This window comes from Streptomyces sp. 71268, assembly GCF_029392895.1.
In the GTDB taxonomy this organism is placed as follows: Bacteria; Actinomycetota; Actinomycetes; order Streptomycetales; family Streptomycetaceae; genus Streptomyces.
Map to the genome: position 1 here is coordinate 7,043,038 of NZ_CP114200.1, position 18,737 is coordinate 7,061,774.

Annotated in this window: 16 protein-coding genes and 1 pseudogene; 10 read left to right on the forward strand and 7 right to left on the reverse strand. The window is 75.8% G+C overall.

What is annotated here, in order from left to right; genetic code table 11:
* Positions 1-55 precede the first annotated feature (55 nt).
* Positions 56-466 (reverse strand): annotated as a pseudogene (locus OYE22_RS28160) (CBS domain-containing protein); the annotation flags it as partial.
* A 626-nt stretch (positions 467-1,092) separates the two neighbouring features.
* Between OYE22_RS28160 and OYE22_RS28165 the strand changes: the two are divergent.
* Positions 1,093-1,680, forward strand: coding sequence for a TIGR03086 family metal-binding protein (locus OYE22_RS28165; protein ID WP_277323007.1), 588 nt, complete (start codon positions 1,093-1,095; stop codon positions 1,678-1,680).
* A 159-nt stretch (positions 1,681-1,839) separates the two neighbouring features.
* Here OYE22_RS28165 and OYE22_RS28170 read toward each other — a convergent pair whose 3' ends face one another.
* Positions 1,840-2,388, reverse strand: a complete 549-nt coding sequence (locus tag OYE22_RS28170; protein ID WP_277323008.1) for a type 1 glutamine amidotransferase domain-containing protein — start codon at positions 2,386-2,388, stop codon at positions 1,840-1,842.
* A gap of 474 nt (positions 2,389-2,862) precedes the next feature.
* Here OYE22_RS28170 and OYE22_RS28175 point away from each other — a divergent pair, with 474 nt between their 5' ends.
* Positions 2,863-3,657, forward strand: a complete 795-nt coding sequence (locus OYE22_RS28175; RefSeq protein ID WP_277323009.1) for a SigB/SigF/SigG family RNA polymerase sigma factor — start codon at positions 2,863-2,865, stop codon at positions 3,655-3,657.
* 81 nt (positions 3,658-3,738) lie between these two features.
* On the opposite strand, the gene OYE22_RS28180 is transcribed toward OYE22_RS28175, so the two are convergent.
* Positions 3,739-5,526 (reverse strand): PAS domain-containing protein, encoded by a 1,788-nt coding sequence (locus tag OYE22_RS28180; RefSeq protein WP_277323010.1) that lies wholly within the window; start codon positions 5,524-5,526, stop codon positions 3,739-3,741.
* A 183-nt stretch (positions 5,527-5,709) separates the two neighbouring features.
* Between OYE22_RS28180 and OYE22_RS28185 the strand changes: the two genes are divergently transcribed.
* A complete protein-coding gene (locus OYE22_RS28185) occupies positions 5,710-6,636 on the forward strand; it encodes a GAF and ANTAR domain-containing protein (protein ID WP_277323011.1) in 927 nt (308 codons plus the stop codon).
* Here OYE22_RS28185 and OYE22_RS28190 read toward each other — a convergent pair.
* Positions 6,575-7,132: a hemerythrin domain-containing protein gene (locus OYE22_RS28190; protein WP_277324363.1), complete on the reverse strand. Its 558-nt coding sequence runs from the start codon at positions 7,130-7,132 to the stop codon at positions 6,575-6,577. The two genes, OYE22_RS28185 and OYE22_RS28190, sit on opposite strands and share 62 nt — an antisense overlap.
* 343 nt (positions 7,133-7,475) lie before the next feature.
* On the opposite strand from OYE22_RS28190, the gene OYE22_RS28195 reads away from it, so the two are divergent.
* From OYE22_RS28195 to OYE22_RS28215, 5 genes are all read left to right on the forward strand, one after another.
* Positions 7,476-8,804, forward strand: coding sequence for an aminotransferase class I/II-fold pyridoxal phosphate-dependent enzyme (locus tag OYE22_RS28195; RefSeq protein ID WP_277323012.1), 1,329 nt, complete (start codon positions 7,476-7,478; stop codon positions 8,802-8,804).
* 177 nt (positions 8,805-8,981) lie between these two features.
* Positions 8,982-10,085, forward strand: coding sequence for an MBL fold metallo-hydrolase (locus tag OYE22_RS28200; RefSeq protein WP_277323013.1), 1,104 nt, complete (start codon positions 8,982-8,984; stop codon positions 10,083-10,085).
* A 184-nt stretch (positions 10,086-10,269) separates the two neighbouring features.
* Entirely contained in the window at positions 10,270-10,782 is a 513-nt protein-coding gene (locus OYE22_RS28205; RefSeq protein ID WP_277323014.1) for a GNAT family N-acetyltransferase, read from the forward strand.
* Between the two features lie 405 nt (positions 10,783-11,187).
* The gene (locus tag OYE22_RS28210; RefSeq protein WP_277324364.1) at positions 11,188-12,282 is read left to right on the forward strand and encodes a serine hydrolase domain-containing protein; all 1,095 of its coding nucleotides are present in this window, start codon (positions 11,188-11,190) and stop codon (positions 12,280-12,282) included.
* A gap of 294 nt (positions 12,283-12,576) precedes the next feature.
* Positions 12,577-13,815, forward strand: a complete 1,239-nt coding sequence (locus OYE22_RS28215) for a serine hydrolase domain-containing protein (RefSeq protein WP_277323015.1) — start codon at positions 12,577-12,579, stop codon at positions 13,813-13,815.
* A 100-nt stretch (positions 13,816-13,915) separates the two neighbouring features.
* Here OYE22_RS28215 and OYE22_RS28220 read toward each other — a convergent pair whose 3' ends face one another.
* The gene (locus OYE22_RS28220; RefSeq protein WP_277323016.1) at positions 13,916-14,797 is read right to left on the reverse strand and encodes an alpha/beta hydrolase; all 882 of its coding nucleotides are present in this window, start codon (positions 14,795-14,797) and stop codon (positions 13,916-13,918) included.
* Positions 14,798-14,904: 107 nt separating this feature from the next.
* Here OYE22_RS28220 and OYE22_RS28225 point away from each other — a divergent pair, with 107 nt between their 5' ends.
* Entirely contained in the window at positions 14,905-15,408 is a 504-nt protein-coding gene (locus OYE22_RS28225; protein ID WP_277323017.1) for a CGNR zinc finger domain-containing protein, read from the forward strand.
* A 30-nt stretch (positions 15,409-15,438) separates the two neighbouring features.
* On the opposite strand, the gene OYE22_RS28230 is transcribed toward OYE22_RS28225, so the two are convergent.
* Positions 15,439-16,059, reverse strand: coding sequence for a VTT domain-containing protein (locus OYE22_RS28230; RefSeq protein WP_277323018.1), 621 nt, complete (start codon positions 16,057-16,059; stop codon positions 15,439-15,441).
* Positions 16,056-16,838, reverse strand: coding sequence for an MBL fold metallo-hydrolase (locus tag OYE22_RS28235; RefSeq protein WP_277323019.1), 783 nt, complete (start codon positions 16,836-16,838; stop codon positions 16,056-16,058). The genes OYE22_RS28230 and OYE22_RS28235 overlap by 4 nt, the downstream gene beginning before the upstream one ends.
* 346 nt (positions 16,839-17,184) lie before the next feature.
* Between OYE22_RS28235 and OYE22_RS28240 the strand changes: the two genes are divergently transcribed.
* Positions 17,185-18,630 (forward strand): MFS transporter, encoded by a 1,446-nt coding sequence (locus OYE22_RS28240; protein ID WP_277323020.1) that lies wholly within the window; start codon positions 17,185-17,187, stop codon positions 18,628-18,630.
* Positions 18,631-18,737: the final 107 nt, after the last annotated feature.

Genomic DNA, 18,737 nt, shown 5'->3' on the forward strand with positions numbered 1-18,737 from the left:
GGTGGCCGGTGTGCCCGTCCGCGGGCCCGCCGGGGCCGCCGGGGTGGGCGTCGGTGGGCGCGGCGCGGCTGACGTCCGCGAGCGCCGAACCCGGGTCGTGCTGCTCGGCGATGTCCCCCAGGCTCACCATGCCGAGCGGCTGACCGTTCTCCACCACGGGGAGGCGGCGGACGGCGTGCCGGCGCATGAGGTGTACCGCCTCGGACACCGGCGTGTCGGGGGTCACCGTGACCGGCTCGGGCGTACAGATCGCGCGGCAGCTCACGGTGAGGGGGTCGGCTCCGTCGGCGACCGCGCGCACGGTGATGTCGCGGTCCGTCAACACGCCGAGCACCCGTCCGTGCTCGGCGACGAGGACGTCTCCGATGTCCCTGGCACGCATGAGTTGGGCGGCCTCCACCAGTGAGGCGTCCGGCGAAACCGTCGTCACCCGTGGGGTCATCACCTGCCGTACGTTCTGTGCCATCTCGCTCCGCCTTGTCTGTGGCCGTGGGGCGTGGGTCCGCGCGCCCCGCTGCTCGGGGCTACCGCCCCGGACCTGGCCCGTCCAGGCCCACCGCCGGGCGCGAGTACCCGGGGGCCGCCCGATCACACGGGAGGCCGATATCAGCGCGATGTCGCCACGCCAGGGCTCGCGCGCCGGCGACCCCAGGCACGGGTTCGTGGCTGCGGGACACGCGCGTGCGTGGTGCGCGGGTGCCGTACGCGGCGGGTGTGCGGGGCGCGTGGGTGGCGTGTGGGTGCGGGGTGGGCGGGCGACTCGTACGCGGTACGTGGGTTTGAACGCGCTGGGAGGAGGGGACCCGGGCGCTGGCTGAGGGGCCGTCGCCGGCGCGGTGTGCGCCGGCGGGCGCCGGGCGCGGGTGTCAGGGCCCGCGCCCGGCGCTTTGCCAGGCCGTCAGGCCGTCAGATACCGGGCCATCATGTGCCGAGCCACGGTGTGCCGGACCGCCACGTGCCGAGCCGCCACGCGCCCGGCCGCCGACGCCGCGTACGCCTGAACCACGCGTACGCCTTACCGGGGGTACGAGCGGTGGCGGCGCGCACCGGCAGCGCGGGCGGGTGGGGAGATGTGTGGGGACAATGGGGCGCATGGCTGAGACGAGGGACGAACACCGGGTGGCGCAGCGACACCGCGAGGCCATCGAACTCTTCACCGAGCGCGTGCACGCCGTCGGCGACGGGCAGTGGACCGCCCCGACACCCTGCACCGACTGGTCCGTGCGGGACCTGGTGAACCACCTGACGGTCGAACAACTGTGGGTGCCGGCCCTGGTCCGCGACGGCTCCACCATCGAGGAGCAGGGCGACCGCTTCGACGGCGACCAGTTGGGTGACGACCCGGTGGCGACCTGGGACCGCGCGGCCGAGAGCGCGCTCGCCGCGTTCGCCGAGCCGGGCGCCCTTGAGCGGACCGTGCACCTCTCCTCGGGCACGGACAGCGCGCTGGCCTACTGCTCCCAGATGACGATGGACGCCGTCGTGCACGCGTGGGACCTGTCCCGGGCGATCGGCGCGGACGAGCAACTGCCACGGGGGCTGGTGGACTTCGCCGTACGCGAGGTCTCGCCGTACGCCGCGGACCTGGCGCGCACCGGCCTGTTCGCCCCGGCTGTCACCCCGCCGCCGGGCGCCGACGTGCAGACCAAGCTGCTGTCCCTGCTGGGGCGCCGCCCCTGAGCGGGCCCACGCCGCCGGGCAGCGCGCGCCCAGCGGTCCGGCGCGGACCGGCGCGTTCCCGCGCGGTCCGGCGCCGCGCTCAGGCCCGGCCCGGGCGCCGGGGCGCGCGGCGCGGCCATCGCCGCGCCGGTCGCGCCCCGGTCGGCGCGGGAGCGGCCGCTACCGGCCCCCCGACACCCGGCTGAACTCCGCCAGGAACGCCTCGTTGAACGCGGGCAGGTCGTCCGGCTTGCGGCTGGTGATCAGCACGTTCGGGCCGCCCGAGCAGACCTTGACCTGCTCGTCCACCCACTCGCCACCGGCGTTGCGGATGTCGGTACGCAGGCTGGGATACGAGGTGAGGGTGCGGCCCCGCACGACGTCGGCCTCGACCAGCGTCCACGGCGCGTGGCAGATCGCGGCGACCGGCTTGCCCGCCGCGAAGAAGTCCCGGACGAACGCCACCGCCTTCTCGTCCTGCCGTAGCGCGTCGGGGTTGGCCACGCCGCCGGGCAGTACCAGGCCGTCGAAGGTCTCGATGTCGGCCTCGCCGACGAGTTCGTCCACCGGGAAGGTGTCGGCCTTGTCGAGGTGGTGGAACGCCTGGACCTTGCCGGAGGCGGTGGACAGCAGGGCCGGGGTGCCCCCCGCGGCCCGTACGGCCTCCCAGGGGTCGGTCAGTTCGACCTGCTCGACGCCCTCGGGGGCGGTGAGAAACGCGACTCGCATGTGGAAGTACCTCTCTGATCTGGTGCTGGCTCTGCTCTGTTGCTGGGTTGGTCTGCTGTGTTGCTCTGCTGCTCTGGGTTGCTGGGTTGCTCTGGTGTCCTGGCGGTCTGTCGCCCGGTCGCTGGTGCCGTTGCCTGTGTTCCGGGAGCGGCTCCATGCGGCCGGACAGGTCATGTGTGCCCCCGCTCCCTCGATAGTTGCTCGACGCCGTGTACGCCAATCGAGGGGCTTCGTACGACGAGGCGTCCGCCCGCCCGGGTACCCGCTCTACCGACTTCCCAGGGAACCAGGGTTTGCCCGCGCGGACCCTCGGGCACCCGAAGGACGTGCTTCGGACCGGAGGCACGACCCGCGGGAGGCTCTGGCCACCTGCGCGGGCCCCGTCCGGTCCGCGTGCGCCGCTCCCGCGATGACATCCCGCTCGCCGTCCCCCACGGCGACGCACCGATGCACCGAAATCAGGGAGAGCGGAACATGACGTCCGTACGTGCACGTAAGCGGCACCCGCATGACGACGCCCCGGACACCTCAGCGGAGTTCCGACGCATCGACGAACTCCCCGACGGCCCGGAGAAGGACGCGCTGCGCCAGCGCGTCATCTGCGCCTGGATGCCGATGGCCGAGCGCATCGCCGCCACCTACCGCAACCGCGGCGAGAGCGGCGAGGACCTGAAGCAGGTCGCCATGCTCGGCCTGGTCAAGGCCGTCAACCGCTACGAGTCGGGCCGTGGCACGGCCTTCGAGAGCTACGCCGTGCCGACCATCGTCGGCGAGGTCAAGCGGCACTTCCGAGACCACCTGTGGAGCCTGCACGTACCGCGCCGGGTACAGGAGCTGCGGCAGAAGGTGCGGGCCGCCATCCAGGAACTGACCCGCACCCCCGACGGCCGGCGGCCCTCGGTCGAGGACGTGGCACGCCACACCGGGCTGTCCGAGGCCGACGTGCGCACCGGCATGGGCGCGCTGGACAGCTTCGCCGCCCTCTCGCTCGACGCGGAGCTGACCGGCGCCGCCGACGGCTACTCACTGGTGGACACGCTCGGCGCCCCCGAGCCCGACTACGACCGCATCGTGGACCGCGAGGCCGTCAAGCCCAAGCTGAACGCCCTGCCCGAGCGCGAGCGGCGCATCCTCTACCTGCGCTTCTTCTGCGACATGACGCAGTCCCGGATAGCCGACCAGCTCGGCATGTCCCAGATGCACGTCTCCCGGCTCATCAACCGCACCTGCGCCCGGATCGGCGAACGGGTGATGGCGGACGCCGCGTGAGAGAGGTCACGGCGCGCGGCGCGGACCGCGCCGCGCGCCGTGACCCCCGGCCGGGCCGCCCACCACGGGGCGGCCGGCGCCTCAGAGCCCCGGTGGGCGGGGCGGGTCCGACGAGTGGCGCGGCTCCGGAGCCCGGGCCGTGCCCCCGGGCCCCGTGCCCGGCTCCGTGGGCGGGGTATGGCAGACCTGCTGCTGGTCCGGGACCGCCGCCGCACCGGCGTGCCCCGCGCCTCCCACGGGGCCGGCCGCGTGGGCCGCGCCCGCGGGGTCGGGGGCCCTGGTCCGGTCGTCACCGGCGGGAGCGACGCTCGTCGCTGTGGCGCACATCATGGTGGCGACGGCTGGTTGTCCGCCGTCCGGGCTGCTGGATCTGTCTGGCGTGTCGGGTCTGTCGGGTTTATCCGATCTGTCTGGCGCGTCTGTTGTGCCGGCAGCGGCCGGCCCGCTCCGCGTCGCGGTGCCGGAGGTGGCGGCGCGGTCCAGGGCGAGTGCCAGGTGTCGGGCCGTGCGGTCGAGCGCGCCCGCCTCCGCCATCCCGAACGCCCTCCGGGCGCCGGTCCGGAACACGGTGAGCGCGCCCTGAGCGGGCCCGGCGTCCGCGACCCGCAGCGGGACGCACAGCAGCGACGTCACCTCGGCGGCCACCAACACCGGCGCGCCCGAGGCGTCGAGGCCGAACGCCGCCACCTCGTCGGGGCGCACCTGGAGCGCCGAGGTGCCGCTCCGTACGGCCCCCGCCACCAGTGGGGAGTCCGCCGGGTCCTGTGCGACCACGGTGGCCACCAGGCCGCTGCCGTCGTCCGGGCCGCAGACCACCAGGCGCCGCAGCGGTGCCGCGCGCCCGGGCCCGGTGGAGGGCCGGGCGTCGACGGGCGTGGCCGCCGTGGGGTCGGGGGCCACGGCACCACCGGTGCCATGAGCGGTGCCCCCGAGGGGCGCGGCCTCGGGGGCACCTGCGGTGGTGGGCGTCTCGACCGGTCGCCCGCCGCCACCGGTGCCGTCGCGGTTGGCCCAGTCGACGACCACCCAGTCGGCGAAACGCCGGTGGAGCACCTGCGCGGCGCGCAGGGCGACCGCCTCCGGGTCGGCCCCGGGCGGCGCGCTCAGCAGCGCCGTGGCCGCCTCGTCCACCAGGTCGAGCACCTCGGCCTGGCGCGAGACCTCGGCGAGGTCGGGCTGGGTCGGCGACCGGTCGGCGCCGAGCGAGAACCCCGTCGCGGCGGGGCCGTTCGCCGCGCTCGCGCCGTCCGCGGGCTGGAAGACCGCGAGCACCGCGAGCTGCCGCTCGTCCGGCGGGCGTATCGCGCCCAGCGTGACCCACAGCGCGTCCGGGGCGCTCTCCGGCCCCGCTTCCTCGCCCTGTGCCGTTCGGCCCGGCAGCCCCGGCGCGGGGTCCGTCGCGCCGGGCCGGCGCGGGACGCGCGCCAGCAGGACGCGCCCGCCCTCGCCCCGGGCCACCGCCGCGATCTGCGAGCGCAGCGCGGCCCGGCCGTCGTGCCGGAACCAGCCGGTCAGCGTGCGGCCCGTCGCGTAGCCGGCCTGGGTGCCGAAGAGCTGGGTGGCGGCGAAGTTCATCCGCCGTACGACCGCCTCCCGGTCCACCAGGGCGACCGCCACCGGCAGCCGCTGGAACAGAGCGCGCAGCAGCCGCTGTTCCTGCGCGTTGCCGCGCCCGTCACCGCGCACGGCCGTCCAGCGCTCGAAGCGCGGCCACAGGACATCGGCGGCGTGCTGGAGCTCCACCAGCGCCGCGTCCAGCGCGCCAAGCCGTTCCGCCGCGGGCAGCGCCCGCACGGCGCGCAGTTCTTCTACTCGTCGGCGAAAGTCGGTCAGCTCTTGGCTGAACCCCTCGTCCTCACCCTCTGTCATGGCCACACGCTAACCGCTGCCCGACCCTTCCGGTCCCGCCCCACCATGTCCGAATGGCGGGAACACGCCTGCTCGCACATCGTTCATCGATTCGTTTCCAAGGCGTAGACCCGGGCATCCGAGCAGCACGAGGAGCGGAGCAGGGGGAAGACGGCCACCGCCCAGGAGAGGAAGCCCGTGAACATGCCCGACCGCACATCCGCCGTTTCCCACCAGTCGATCGCCCCGCCGCCGGACGCCGGAGCCGCCCTCAGCCGCGAGCTGACGCGCCTGGCCGAGCAGGCCGTCGCCCACACCCCCGGCAGTTGTGGCGCCACCGCGACCGCCGTCGCCGCCCGCGACGTCGCCGCCCTGGCCGGGCCCGGCGGCCCGGCCCGCGTCCCGCCCCCGGAAGCGGCTATCCCACGGGCCCGTACGCCCGCGTCGGCCCCGCCCGCCGTCGGCGAGGAGCTCGGTGGGCCCGGCGCGGCGGAGGCCGAGGTGGTCGAGGCCGAGGTGGAACAGCAACTGACGGCCGCCACCCACCCCGACCTGTCCGCGCTGGTCGCCATGCAACTCAGCCAGGGGGAGGGGCCCATCCCCGCCGCCCTGCGCACCGGGCGGCCCGCCGTCACCGACGACCTGCTGTACGACGAACGCTGGCCCCGGTACCGGGCCAGGGCGCTGGCAGCAGGCGTACGGGCCAGCGCCACGCTGCCCTTCGAACACGACGGGCTGGCCGTCACCATCACCCTCTACGGGCTGCGCCCGGGCGTCCTCGGCCCGGCCGACCGGGACACCGCCGAACTCCTGGGCGACCTGACCGTCGCCAACCTGGTGTACGCCCGGCGCTACCGGGCGGCGCTCGCCGAGGTCGACCAGTTGGACACCGCGCTGCGCACCCGACCGGTGGTGGACCAGGCGTGCGGCATCCTCATGCACATCGTGGGCTGTGACGCGCAGACCGCGTTCGACATGCTGCGCCGGATGTCCCAGCGCTCCAACCGCAAGCTCGCCGAACTGGCCGAGACGGTGGTCCGCAGCCGGGGCCGCGGCCTGGAGCCACAGCTCATCGAGTTCGGCCGGACAGCCAGTCCCGCACCCGGTCGACGAGCCCGACCCCGGGGTTGATCAGCTTGTTCAGCGGCGGCCTGTCCGGCGCCTCCGGGTGCGGGTGGGTGGGCGCGGTGCGCTTGGCCGACATCAGGTGCAGACCGAGCCCCATGCGCCGCTCGGCGCTGAGCCGCTCCCGCAGCCCGGGGAAGAGCCGCCCCTCGGCGAACTCGATGTGCGCGGCCACCTCGTCCGTCAGCCGGCGCACCAGCGGTTCGAACCGCTCGTTGACCGGGTCGAGCCCGTCCAGCTCGTTGAGCGTGGCCTCGACCGCCGCCTGTCGCCGCAGGTCGGCGTCGGCCAGCGCGTCGCCGTCCGGCAGCTCAGCGCGCACCACCGGGTACAGGTACTCCTCCTCGGCCACCATGTGCCGCACCACGAGGACCGTCACCCGCTCGACCAGGGCGAGCTGTTCCTCGGGTTCGAGGTCCGGCCCGTACGTGGCGAGCAGGCCCTCCACCGCCCGGTGGTCGCTGGCCAGCACCTCCAGGCCGTCCCGCTGCCCCTCGGGCATGGTCGTCACGGTGTGCCCCCTCGTCGTCGCTTCTCCGGCTGCCGGGCCACGCGGCGCGACCGCCCCGACCGGGCGCGCTCGGCGGCCACCCGCGCCGCGCGGGTACCCGCACACCCGGGGCGCCGGTCACACCCCACGGCGTCTGGGCCGCGTCGGGCACCAGCCGAGTGCCCGCGCCCTCTACGGACAAACGCCGAGGTCCGACCGCGTGTGCCGGGCCGGCACGGGAAGCGGGCGATCCGCGAAGGTGGCACCGTTCGGTGGGTGAGGGAGTATGTGTTCACGTACGTACGTGTGCGGCGAGCGGAAGACCGCCCCGCCCCGCTCGTCGACGGAGGTACCGATGCAGCGGCCCGCCCCGGCTCCACACAGCGCCGCGACCCCCTGGGCGGCGGAGGGCGCGCTGCCCCCGCTGCCGGAACTCGCCGCCCGACTCGCCGCCGCCTCCGGCCGCAGCCGGCCCGAACCCGTCGGCGGCGCGCCGGAACTGCACCGCGCCGCCTGCGACTACTGGGACCGGCGCGGCCTGCGCACCGACCCCGACCAGGTGCTCGCCGGGGCCGGTGGCCAGCCGCTGCTGCTGGCCCTGCTCGCGGTCGGCGGCGGTGACGTGCTGCTGACCCGCCCGTCGGCGGCCTGGTACGCGCCGCTCGCCCGGCTCGCCGGCCGCCCCACCTACCACGCCCCGGCGCCGGCCCCGAGCGGCGGAGTGCCCGACCCGTTCGCGCTCCTTGAGACCGTGCGCCGGGTCCGGGCCGAGGGCGGCGACCCGCGGGTGCTGGTGCTCGCGGTCGCCGACGACCCGACCGGCACGGTGGCGCCGCCCGAGCTGCTGCACGAGGTGTGCGAGGCCGCCGAGGCGGAGGACCTGCTCATCGTCAGCGACGAGACCTGGCGCGACACCGTGCACCCCACCGCCACCGACCCGCCGCCGCCCGCCACCGCGACCGGCTCGCCGCCCCGTCCCGGCGGCGCGGCGCGCCCTGGACCGGCGGACGGCCCGGAGCGGCCCGTCACCGGGTGGCCGGGGGAGACCGTCGTCGTCAGCCCGGCCGAGATGGTCCCCGACCGGGTGGTGGTGCTGACCGACCTCGCCGGCGCGTTCACCCCACCGAGCTGGCCCGCCGCCATCGCCCGGCTGCCCGCCTCCGACCGGGGCGCCGAACTGCACGCCGGACTGCTGGCCGCGCTCGACGCCGTACGGGGTGAACTCCCGGCCCCGGTGGCCTCGGCGGCGCTGCACGCGCTGCGCGAGCCGGCGCCGGTGCGGGCCAGGACGGCCGCCGCGGCCCGGGCCTACGGCGCGGTCGGCGGCGCCGCCTACGACCGGCTGACCGACCTCGGCGTACTCAGCCGCCCACCGCGCGCGGGCCACCACCTGTACGTCGACCTCGCGGAGCTGCGCGGGCCGCTCACCCGCCGGGGCATCACCGACGCGGTGGACCTCGAACGGCACCTGACCTGGCGTCTCGGGCAGCCGGTGCCCGGCGGACACCGGTTCGGGGACACGCCGGACGAGCTGCGGGTACGGCTGTCCACGCTGCCGCTGCTCGGCGCCGACGACGATCAGCGACTCGCCACGCTGGCGGCCCGCGACCCGCTGGAACAGCCGCACGTCCGCGCGGCGTTGACCTTCCTCGAGTCGGCCTTCAGCGAGCTGACGGCCGACTGACCCGCCCACCCTCCGTACGCCCCGCGCCCCTTCGTACGCCCCCCGACCACACCGAGCCCCTCGTCGCCCTGTCGCGGGCGCGTCGGCCGCGTCGGTCGACGGGCGTGACGGGGTAGCCGTGTGAGGGGACATATCGCCGCGCCCGAGTCCGTTCCCCTGACGAATGGAGCCCTGTCGATGACCGACCAGACCGAGCGGCCCCGCACCGACGCCGGCCCCCGTGGCGCGGGCCGCCCGCACGCCGTGCGCCGTCCGCGCCCCGTGGCGGGCCCGCGCCCGCTGCCGGCGCCCCGCCCGCTGGGTGAAGTACGCCGCTGGCCCCGGACGTTCGCGCACCGGCTGACCGCTCCGCTGCCCGGCGTGCGCGCGCTGGCCAGACTCGCCCGCGAGGGGCTGCTGCGCCCCTCCGACCGGGCCCTGCACACCGTTCCTGAGCTGCCGTTCGCTCCCGGTCCGCTGCCGACGCCCGGGCCTGGCGCGGTGGCGGTCACCTGGGCGGGGCACGCCAGTTGGGTGATCCGCGTCGGCGGGCTGACCGTGCTGACCGACCCGGTCTGGTCCCGGAGGATCCTCGGCACCCCGCCCCGGGTGACGCCGGTGGGGGTGCGATGGGAGGACCTGCCGCGTGTGGACGCCGTCGTGATCAGCCACAACCACTACGACCACCTGGACGCGCCCACCCTCAAGCGGCTGCCGCGCACCACCCACCTGCTGGTGCCGGCCGGGCTCGCCGCCTGGTGCCGCCGCCGCGGCTTCACCCAGGTGACGGAACTCGACTGGTGGGAGGCGGTCGAGCTGCCCGCCCCCGAGGGCGGCGCCGTCCGCTTCGACTTCGTGCCCGCCCACCACTGGAGCAAGCGCGGCCTGACCGACACCTGCCGCTCGCTGTGGGGCGGCTGGGTGCTCACCGCCCCACGGGCCACGGGTGACGAGCCGGCACGCCGGGTCTACTTCGCCGGCGACACCGGCTACGGCCACTGGTTCGCCGAGATCGGCGACCGCTACCCCGGCATCGACCTGGCCCTGCTGCCGATCGGCGCGTACGAACCGCGCTGGATGCTGCACCCGGTCCACACCGACCCCGAGGAGGCCGTACGCGCGCTCGGCGACCTCGGGGCGCGCCGGATGGCGCCGATGCACTGGGCCACGTTCCTCCTCTCGGCCGAGCCGCCGGTGGAACCCCTGCACCGGGTGCGCGCCGCGTGGGAGGCGGCCGGGCGGGACCGCGAGGACCTGTGGGACCTGCCGGTGGGCGCCTCGCGCGTGCTGGAAGCGTCCTGAGAGGGTCGGGGCGGGGGCGCGCCCCCGCCCGCTGACCGGCCGGCCGCCCGCTGTCCCGCCGTACCCTCGCGGGTCGGGCCGTCGCGGGCCGCGTCGCTCGCCGTACGCGGCCGGCGAGCGGTAGGCGGCCTGCCGTCGGACATATTGTCGAGACGGCCCCGGCACCCGCCCGTACGGTGGCCAGATGACAGCGAACTTCACGGTCTCGCCGGCCACCCCGAGCGACGGCGATGTCATCGGCCGGATCCATGCGGCGTCCTGGCGCGCCGCCTACGCGGACTTCTTCTCCCCGGACTTCTTCACCCAGGCGCTGCACCGGCGCCGCCACCGCTGGCAGGCCGTGCTCGCCGAGCAGCCGGAGAACACGTGCCTGCTCGCCACGGCGTTCGGGCGACCGTCGGCGTTCTCCTACTTCGGCCCCTCGTCCCCGCAGCCGGGCTCGGTCGAGATCTTCGGCTTTTACGGCCATCCGGACGGCTGGGGCACGGGCGTCGCACAGGCCCTGATGGCCAGCACGCTGACCGCGATCCGCGAGCGGGGCGCGCGCGGCATCCACCTGTGGACGCTGCGGGACACGCCCCGGTCGCGCCGCTTCTACGCCCGGCACGGCTTCACCGAGTCGGGCGTCGTCCGCGACTTCGACTACGGGGACGGCAACCCGCTCCCACAGGTCGAGTACGCCCTGACCGCCGTCTGACCCACGGTCACCGCGCTACCTCACAAAGGGATTTCCGCGCGCGAGCACCGCCGCCCACCCAGGCCCCTGGTCCCGCCGTACTCCTCCGTGCTGGGACCCTCATCCCAGTGGCGTAGTCGCCGCCGGGACCCGGGGCCCTCGTGCCCACGGTCGATGTGCTGGGCGGCGGCTTTTCCTAGCCTCCTCGTACGCGACCGTCGCGCCGCCGCCACCCCGGCGGGGCCCGCGCGCGTCGCACCGGCCCGCCCCGCGTTCCCCGCGCCCGACAGGGCGCCACCAGGAGGTTCCCCCGTGACCACGCGCCACCGTCCGTCGCGCACCCGCCCCGGCTCGACACAGTCCCGCTCACTCCGTTCGCTTCGCTCGCGGCGCGCCGTCGCCGTGGTCGGGGCGCTCGCCGCGGCCCTGGCCGTCGGCGGCACGCTGCCCGCGCCGGCCGCCGCCGACCGGGGCTCCCGGGACGTCGTGCACCAGGGGCTCGAACGCCTGGTCCGCGAGGACCGGTACCCCGCCGCGCTGGCCGCCACCACACGCCCCGACGGCCGGGTGCGGGACTACGCGGTCGGCGTCGCCGACCTGCGGACGGGGGCCAGGGCGCCGCTCGACGGCCGGGTGCGGGTGGGGAGCAACACCAAGGCGTTCACCGCGACGGTCGTCCTCCAGTTGGTCGGCGAGGGGAAGGTCTCGCTCGACGCCCCCGTCGAGAGGTACCTGCCGCGCCTGGTGCGCGGCGACGGCATCGACGGCCGCCGCATCACGGTCCGCCACATCCTCCAGCACACCAGCGGGTTGCCGGACTACGTCCCGTACATCGAGGACCTCACCGGCAAGGGGCGCCACACCTACGTCCAGCCCCGCACCACGCTCGACCTGGGCCTCGCGCACAAGGCACTGTTCGCCCCCGGGAAGGGGTGGTCGTACAGCAACACCAACTACACGCTCGCCGGCCTGATCATCGAGAAGGTCACCGGGCGGCCCCTGGCCGAGCAGATCACCCGCCGCGTCATCGACCGCGTCGGGCTGCGCGACACCTACTTCCCCGGCGTCGGCGACGAGCGCATCCGTGGGGCGCACCCCAGGGGGTACTTCGCCGAGCGGCCCGGTGCGCCGCTGGACGACATCACGAGGATGGACCCCTCCTGGGGCTGGGCCGCCGGGCAGCTCATCTCCACCCCGTCCGACCTGAACCGGTTCTACGCGGCCCTGTTCGGCGGCGAGTTGCTGGCCCCGACCCAGTTGGCGCAGATGCGCACCACCGTCGCCACCCCCGACGGCGCTCTGTGGCCCGGCGCCCGGTACGGGCTCGGCGTCATCAGCACGCCGCTGAGCTGCGGCGGCCTGGCGTGGGGGCACGGCGGCAACATCCCCGGCTACCAGACCAGCGGTGGCAGGACGGACGACGGCCGCGCCGTGTCGATCGCCGTCACGGCAGACACGCCCACGGTCGCGGACGGCCCGCACCACGTCCTGGCCCTGGTGGACGCGGCGCTGTGCCGGTGAGGAACCGCCGGGGTCGGTGAGCGCGGGAGCCGGCCAACGCCGGGGGCGCTCGGCCTGTGGAAGGCGCAACTCCCGCGTCCCGTTAGGCCGTTGAGGTCGTGCGAAGATCGGCCACCCCGGGCACCGGGCCAAAAACCCGGCGGCGTTCGCGCGCGGTCACGGGCAGGATGGGAGGGTCCTGCCCGCCCGGGCGCCGGGGACGCGGCGAGCGGCTGACGGCGCGGGCGGTGGGGCCGACCGATGCACAGGCCGGATCCGCCCTCGGTGGCGTGCGCCGGCGCGAGAGGGGGACCGGTGGGGAGCACGACGGGGGAGCGCGGGCGCGGCGGGTGGGCGTCCAGACGGGCGCGGCTGGGGGTGGGCCTCGGCGTGGTGGTGGCGGTCGCGGCGGGAGCGGTGGCCACGGCCACCGGTACGGCGTCGGGCCGCTCCGAGGTGGACCGGCGCGAGCTGCGGCGGGACACCAACGCGGTGCACGTGGCCGGCGGCACCGGGGTGTTGGCGGAGGTGCGCACCTCGGACGGCCGGGCCGCGGCCCGCGCGGGCGACGGGAACGTGGCCACGCGGCGGCCGGTGCCGTGGCGCGCGTACTACCGCGTCGGCGGCGTCGGCCGGCCGTTCGCGGCCGTGGTGGCGCTCCAACTCGTCGGCGAGGGCAGGCTGCGGCTGGCCGACCCAGTGGAGCGGGTGCTGCCCGGCGTGGTGAGCGGGCACGGCAACGACGGCACCCGGATCACGGTGGCCGACCTGCTGCGCCACACCAGCGGGCTCACCGACTACGCCGACCAACTGCCGGGGGCCCGCGAACTCACGCCGCGCGCGTTCCAGACCAGGCGCCTCACCGCGTACGAACCGGCGGAGCTGGTGCGACTCGCGATGGCGCGCGGGCCGAGGTGGCAGCCCGATCCCAGCGCGCCGGTGGCGACCAAGCGTTGGGGCTACTCCCGCACCAACGACCTGCTCGTCGACATGGTCATCGAGAAGGTCACGGGCCGACCGGTCGCGCGGGAGATCCACGACCGGGTGATCGCCAGGCTCGGGCTGCGGCACACGTTCACCGCCGGCGCGTCCGCGCACCTGCCGCGCCCGGCGGCCACCGGCTACACCCGCTTCCCGGACACCGACCAGCTCACCGACACCTCGGTGTTCGTGCCGCTGCCGGACACCTCCGTCGTCAGCACCACCGGCGACGTCGCGGAGTTCTTCCGCGCGCTCTTCGACGGGCGGCTGCTCGGCGAGGCGGAGCTGGCCCGGCTGAGGGAGACCACGGCCGCGCGGGACGGGCGGGTGGGCGGGTCCGGCGTGCGGTTCGGGCTCGGCGTGTACTGGCGGCCGGTCGCCGGGTGCGACGCGGGCGTCTGGTACCACGGCGGTTCCTCGCCCGGCTACGTCGCGGCGGCGGGCGCCACCGACGACGGTCGGCGCGCGGTCGCCACCGCCGTGACCACCTGGCGCCCCGGCTCCGCCCAGCAACGCCGCCAGGACGAGGCGACGTCGCGCCTGGTGGACCACGCGCTGTGTGACGCCCGCTAGACCGGCGCGCGGCCGGCACCCGTGCCACGGGTCCGGCCGCGCGCCGGCCCGGGGCCGGGGCCGGCCCGCATCGCCCGGGGCCGGCCCGCGCGGCGCGGCGTCAGCCCCGGGTCGTCGGCAGCGCCCGGTCCAGGAAGTCCCGGATGTGGTCGACGGCGGTCGGCAGGTGACTCTCCAGCAGGAAGTGGCCGGCGCCGGGCACCACGTGGATCTCGGCGTCCGGGAGGTCCCGCGCGAAGGCGCGCGCGCCGTCCGGGCCGAAGATGAGGTCCCCCGCTCCCCAGATGGCCAGCAGCGGGACGCGGCTGTCCCGGAAGTAGGCGTGCAGCCGCGGGTAGAGCGGCCGGTTGGTGGCGTAGTCGCGGAACAGGGCGAGTTGGACCAGGTCGTTGCCGGGGCGGCTGACGTCGCGGTGGTCGGCTGTCCAGGTGTCCGGGTCGACGCGTTCGGGGTGGTCGACGCCGTGCAGGTACTGCCAGCGGATGGCATCCAGGTCGAGGGCGGTACGGACCGCCGCCTCCGTCTTCGGCCCCGGGTCCTCGGCGTACGCCCACAGGGGCGCCCAGAACTCGGGGACGAAGCCGTCCTCGTGGGCATTGCCGCTCTGGGAGATCACCGCGGTGATCGCCGCCGGGTCGCGCAGCGCGAGCCGCCAGGCGATGGGGGCGCCGTAGTCCTGCACGTACACCGCGTACCGGGAGACGCCCAGCTCGGTCAGGAGCGCTTCGGTGATGTCGGTGAGCGCGTCGAAGGTGTACGGGAAGGCGTCGGCGGGCGGGGCGTCGGAGTGGCCGAAGCCGAGGTGGTCGGGGGCGATGACGCGGTACCGGTCGGCGAGCAGCGGGATCAGCCGGCGGAACATGCGCGAGCTGGTGGGGAATCCGTGCAGCAGCACGAGGGCCGGCGCGTCGCGGGGGCCGGCCTCCCGGTAGAAGACGCGGTGCCCGCGCACGGTGGCGTACCGGTGGTGAACGTTCGTCATGACTAACCCTCTTAAGTCGCCGTGGTGGTTACTGGCGCTTTCAGTTGACCCGATGCGAGGTAACCTGTCAAGCGAATGAAGAGGGTTAGGTGGCGAGGTGGTCGGAGATGATCGACGAGGCGGCGCTGCTCGCGGCGCTCAACAGCACGCCCGTGCTGGAGGGCAAGCCGAGGGACCTGTGGGCGGATGACGCCGCGCTACGGCAGTGGGCGCACGAGCACGGCGGCCGGGGTGACGCGCGAGCGCTCGACTGGCTGCGGGCGGCGCGGGACGCGCTCCAGACCGCCACCCGCGACGCGGTGCCCGAGCCCGAGCTGCGGCGGCTGCTCGCCGAGGTCAGTCAACTCCCCGAGGTCGACGGGGCGGAGCTGCGCTGGCGCCTCGCGGCGCCGCCCGAGCGGCTGCTCGCGGTGGAGTTGGTGCTCGCCTGGTACGACGTCCAACAGCGCCGACCCGGCCGGCTGCGCCCGTGCGGCAACGAGGAGTGTCGCCTCTTCCTCCTCGACCACAGCCGCGCCAACACCGCCCGCTGGTGCTCGATGAAGACCTGCGGCAACCGCCTCAAGGCCCGCCGCCACCAGGAGCGCGCCCGCCAGAACCCCACGCCCTGACGGGCGCGCGCTCCCGGCCGGGCGCGCCGGCTACCCGGCCGGCGTCCCGCGCAGCCGGCGCCACACCGCGGGCGCCACGGTCACCACGAGCGCCAGCCCGACCGCCGCGGCCACGCCCTCCCACGGCTCGGCGAACAGCGACCCGCCCAGCAGGCCGATCAACTGGTACGTAACTGCCCAGGCCAGCGCCGCGGGGGCCGCGCCGCGTGCGAACTGGCGCATCGGCACGTGGGAGAGCAGGCAGGCGAGCATCACCGGAATCCGCCCCGCCGGCAGCAGCCGGGACAGCACGAGGACGGCGACGCCGTGCTCGTCCAGCCTGGCGCGCGCCTGCTCAAGCCGCTCCGGAGCCGCCCGCTCGCGCAGCCGCCCCAGCCACCGCGATCCGTTCCTGGAGCGCACCCCGCGCTGGCCGAGCCAGTACAGCGCCAGGTCGCCGAGGAAGGCGGCCAGCGAGGCGACGGCGAAGACGATCAGCAGCGCCAACGGCGAGGTCTGGTGGATCGCCACCACCGCCGCCGAGCTGACCACCGCCCCCGTGGGCACCACCGGCACCAGCGAACCCAGCACCACGAGCAGGAACAGCGAGGGGTAGCCGACCGCCTGCTGGGTGGACTCGGGCGGTATGGCGCGAGCTAGTTCGGAGATCACCGAGCGGCCTCCAGGCGCACACTCTCGCCGTGCCGCAGCCGGTGCACCACCGACCCCGGCGCCAGGTGGGCCGCGTGCCGCACGAACTCGTCGCCCGGCGCGTGGAACTCGTGCGGCCGGACGGCGTCGAGCCCGATCGGCCAGAACGTGCCGTAGTGCACCGGCACCGCGCTGCGCGCCCCGAGCCGCTCCAGCGCCCGCGCCGCGCGCCGCGCGTCCAGATGGCCCGGGCCCAGGTACGGGCCCCAGCCGCCGACCGGCAGCAGCGCCACGTCACACGGCCCGACCACGGTGGGCATCTCGTCGAAGAGACCGGTGTCGCCGGCGAAGTACGTGGTGGCCGCGCCGCGCAGGACGTAGCCGAGCGCGGGCGCCCGGTGCCGCCCGTACGGCAGCCGTCGCCCGTCGTGCGCGGCGGGCACGGCCCGCACCCGCACCTCGCCGACCGTGACCTCGTCGCCGGGCAGCACCTCGGTGACGCGCAGGGCCCGCGCGCTGGCCACCCGGCGCAGCGCCGGCACGGCCGCGCCCGCGCCGCGCGGCACGATCAGCCGGGTGCCGGGCGCCAGGCGCGCGAGCGAGCCGGGGTGGAGGTGGTCGGCGTGCAGGTGGGAGACGAGCGCGAGGTCGGTGACGAGCGCGCTGTCCGGCGGCACCGGGCCGCGCCGCCGCCGCAGGTGGGCCAGGCGCTGGACGAGCAGCGGATCGGTGAGGACGCGGACTCCGGAGTCCACCACCGTCGCGGTGGCATGTCCCCACCAGGTGATCTCCACCGACACCCGGATCTCCCGTCTCGACGCTCTCGCACGCTGACCGGCGTCAGCCCACCCGAGCGTAGTTCAGGTGCCGGGCCGCCCGTGCGGGGTATCCGGCGCGCGGCCGGTCCCACCCTCCGGGCCCGGCCCGCGCGGCGGGAGCGCGGTCCCGGCCGGGGCGGGCCCGGGTCCGTCAAGGCCGGGTCACGTACGGGTCATGGGGCGGCCACGGGGGAGGCATGGACGGGTGAATTCCGGCCGGGGAGGGCGGGGCGGCGGGCCAACGTTCGCCGCGGGGGCCGTAAGGGGCGCAGAAGCTAAGTTGGCCTTACCTAACTCGGGTCTCGGGGGTTGGCGGAAAGGGGAGGGCATGTCGCCGCGCGCCGTGTCGGGGGTCTTCACCTCGCGGGTCTTCACCAAGGGCGGTGCGCCGGGGGCGTCGGCCACGCCGCGCGCCGGCGGAACCGCGCCGCCGTGGCTGCTCATGCTGCTGTCGTGCGGCGCGCAGTTCCTCGTCGTCCTGGACGCGACCATCGTCTCGGTGGCGCTGCCGCCGGTCGCCACCGCCCTGGGCTTCACCACCTCGTCCGTCGGCTGGGTCGTCAACGCCTACACCCTCGCCTTCGCCGGCTTCCTGCTGCTCGGCGGCCGGCTCGCCGACCTGGTCGGCACCCGCACCGTCTTCCTCACCGGGCTCGGCGTCTTCACCGCCGCCAGCCTCTGGTGCGGCCTGGCCACCGCCCCCTGGCACCTGGTGACCGCCCGCGCCGTGCAGGGCCTGGGCGGCGCGCTGCTCATGCCCACCACGCTGACCATCGTGCACCTGGCCTACGCCGAACCCGCCCAGCGGGCCCGCGCGCTCGGCCTGTGGAGCATGGTCGGGGCGGTCGGCGCGGCGGCCGGCACCGTGTTCGGCGGGCTGCTCACCGACTCGTTCGGCTGGCGCTGGGTCTTCCTCGTCAAGGTGCCCATCGGCGTCGTGGTGCTCGCCGTCGCCTGGCGCGCGCTCGCCCCACGGCCCCGTACGGACGCCCCGCGCGAGCCGCTGGACCTGCTCGGCGCGTCCCTGGTGACCTGCGGGCTCGCCGCCCTCGTCTACGGTGTCGTCGCCTTCGGCGAGCCGGCCGGCACGGCGCGGGCGGTGGCGTTCTCGGCCGCCGCCGTCGTCCTGCTCGCCCTCTTCGTGGTCCGCCAGCACCGGTGGGCCCGCAGCCCGCTGATGCCGCTGCGGATCTTCGGGCACCGCGCGGTCAGCGCCGCCAACGCCGTGATGTTCTGCCTGGGCGTCGGCTACCTCGCCAGCCCCGTGGTGCTCTCGCTCTACCTCCAGCACGTGCTGGACTACTCGCCCTCACGCGCCGGGCTCGGCTTCCTGCCCACTGCCCTCGCCGTGATGGTCGGCGCGCAGGTCACGGGGTGGATGACCACCCACTGGGGAACCCGGCGCACCGCCAGCCTCGGCCTCTGTCTGGTCACCGCCGGCTTCCTGCTGCTCGTACGGCTCGGCCCCGACACGGCGTTCTGGCCCACCATCGTGGTCCCGCTGCTGCTGGTCGGCCTCGGCGCGGGCGTGGCCTTCACACCGATCACCGTGGCGGCCACCAGCAGCGCCCCGCCCGCCCTGACCGGGCTCGCCTCCGGGCTGCTCAACACCACGCGCCAGGTCAGCACGGCGCTCGGGATCGCGGTCCTGACAGCGGTGGCGAACGCGCTCGGCGGGGCCAACGGGTACGGCGTGGCCTTCCTCATCGCCGGCCTGCTCGCCGCGCTCGCCACGGCCGGGGCGGCGACGCTGCTGCCCAAGGGGCGCGGTTAGCGGCCCGGGCCCGGGCCGGTCGAACCCGAACGCGAGCCCGGACCCGAGCCCGGACCCCGGAAAGCGGCGGGGCCGCGCGCGGCCCGCTCGGCGGTCGGCCGACGCCG

Excerpts from the sequence above, each read along its gene's own strand:
- OYE22_RS28165 (WP_277323007.1), top strand. The coding sequence starts at position 1,093 with ATGGCTGAGACGAGGGACGAACACCGGGTGGCGCAGCGACACCGCGAG.
- OYE22_RS28170 (WP_277323008.1), bottom strand. The coding sequence starts at position 2,388 with ATGCGAGTCGCGTTTCTCACCGCCCCCGAGGGCGTCGAGCAGGTCGAA.
- OYE22_RS28175 (WP_277323009.1), top strand. The coding sequence starts at position 2,863 with ATGACGTCCGTACGTGCACGTAAGCGGCACCCGCATGACGACGCCCCG.
- OYE22_RS28180 (WP_277323010.1), bottom strand. The coding sequence starts at position 5,526 with ATGACAGAGGGTGAGGACGAGGGGTTCAGCCAAGAGCTGACCGACTTT.
- OYE22_RS28185 (WP_277323011.1), top strand. The coding sequence starts at position 5,710 with ATGCCCGACCGCACATCCGCCGTTTCCCACCAGTCGATCGCCCCGCCG.
- OYE22_RS28190 (WP_277324363.1), bottom strand. The coding sequence starts at position 7,132 with ATGCCCGAGGGGCAGCGGGACGGCCTGGAGGTGCTGGCCAGCGACCAC.
- OYE22_RS28195 (WP_277323012.1), top strand. The coding sequence starts at position 7,476 with ATGCAGCGGCCCGCCCCGGCTCCACACAGCGCCGCGACCCCCTGGGCG.
- OYE22_RS28200 (WP_277323013.1), top strand. The coding sequence starts at position 8,982 with ATGACCGACCAGACCGAGCGGCCCCGCACCGACGCCGGCCCCCGTGGC.
- OYE22_RS28205 (WP_277323014.1), top strand. The coding sequence starts at position 10,270 with ATGACAGCGAACTTCACGGTCTCGCCGGCCACCCCGAGCGACGGCGAT.
- OYE22_RS28220 (WP_277323016.1), bottom strand. The coding sequence starts at position 14,797 with ATGACGAACGTTCACCACCGGTACGCCACCGTGCGCGGGCACCGCGTC.
- OYE22_RS28225 (WP_277323017.1), top strand. The coding sequence starts at position 14,905 with ATGATCGACGAGGCGGCGCTGCTCGCGGCGCTCAACAGCACGCCCGTG.
- OYE22_RS28240 (WP_277323020.1), top strand. The coding sequence starts at position 17,185 with ATGTCGCCGCGCGCCGTGTCGGGGGTCTTCACCTCGCGGGTCTTCACC.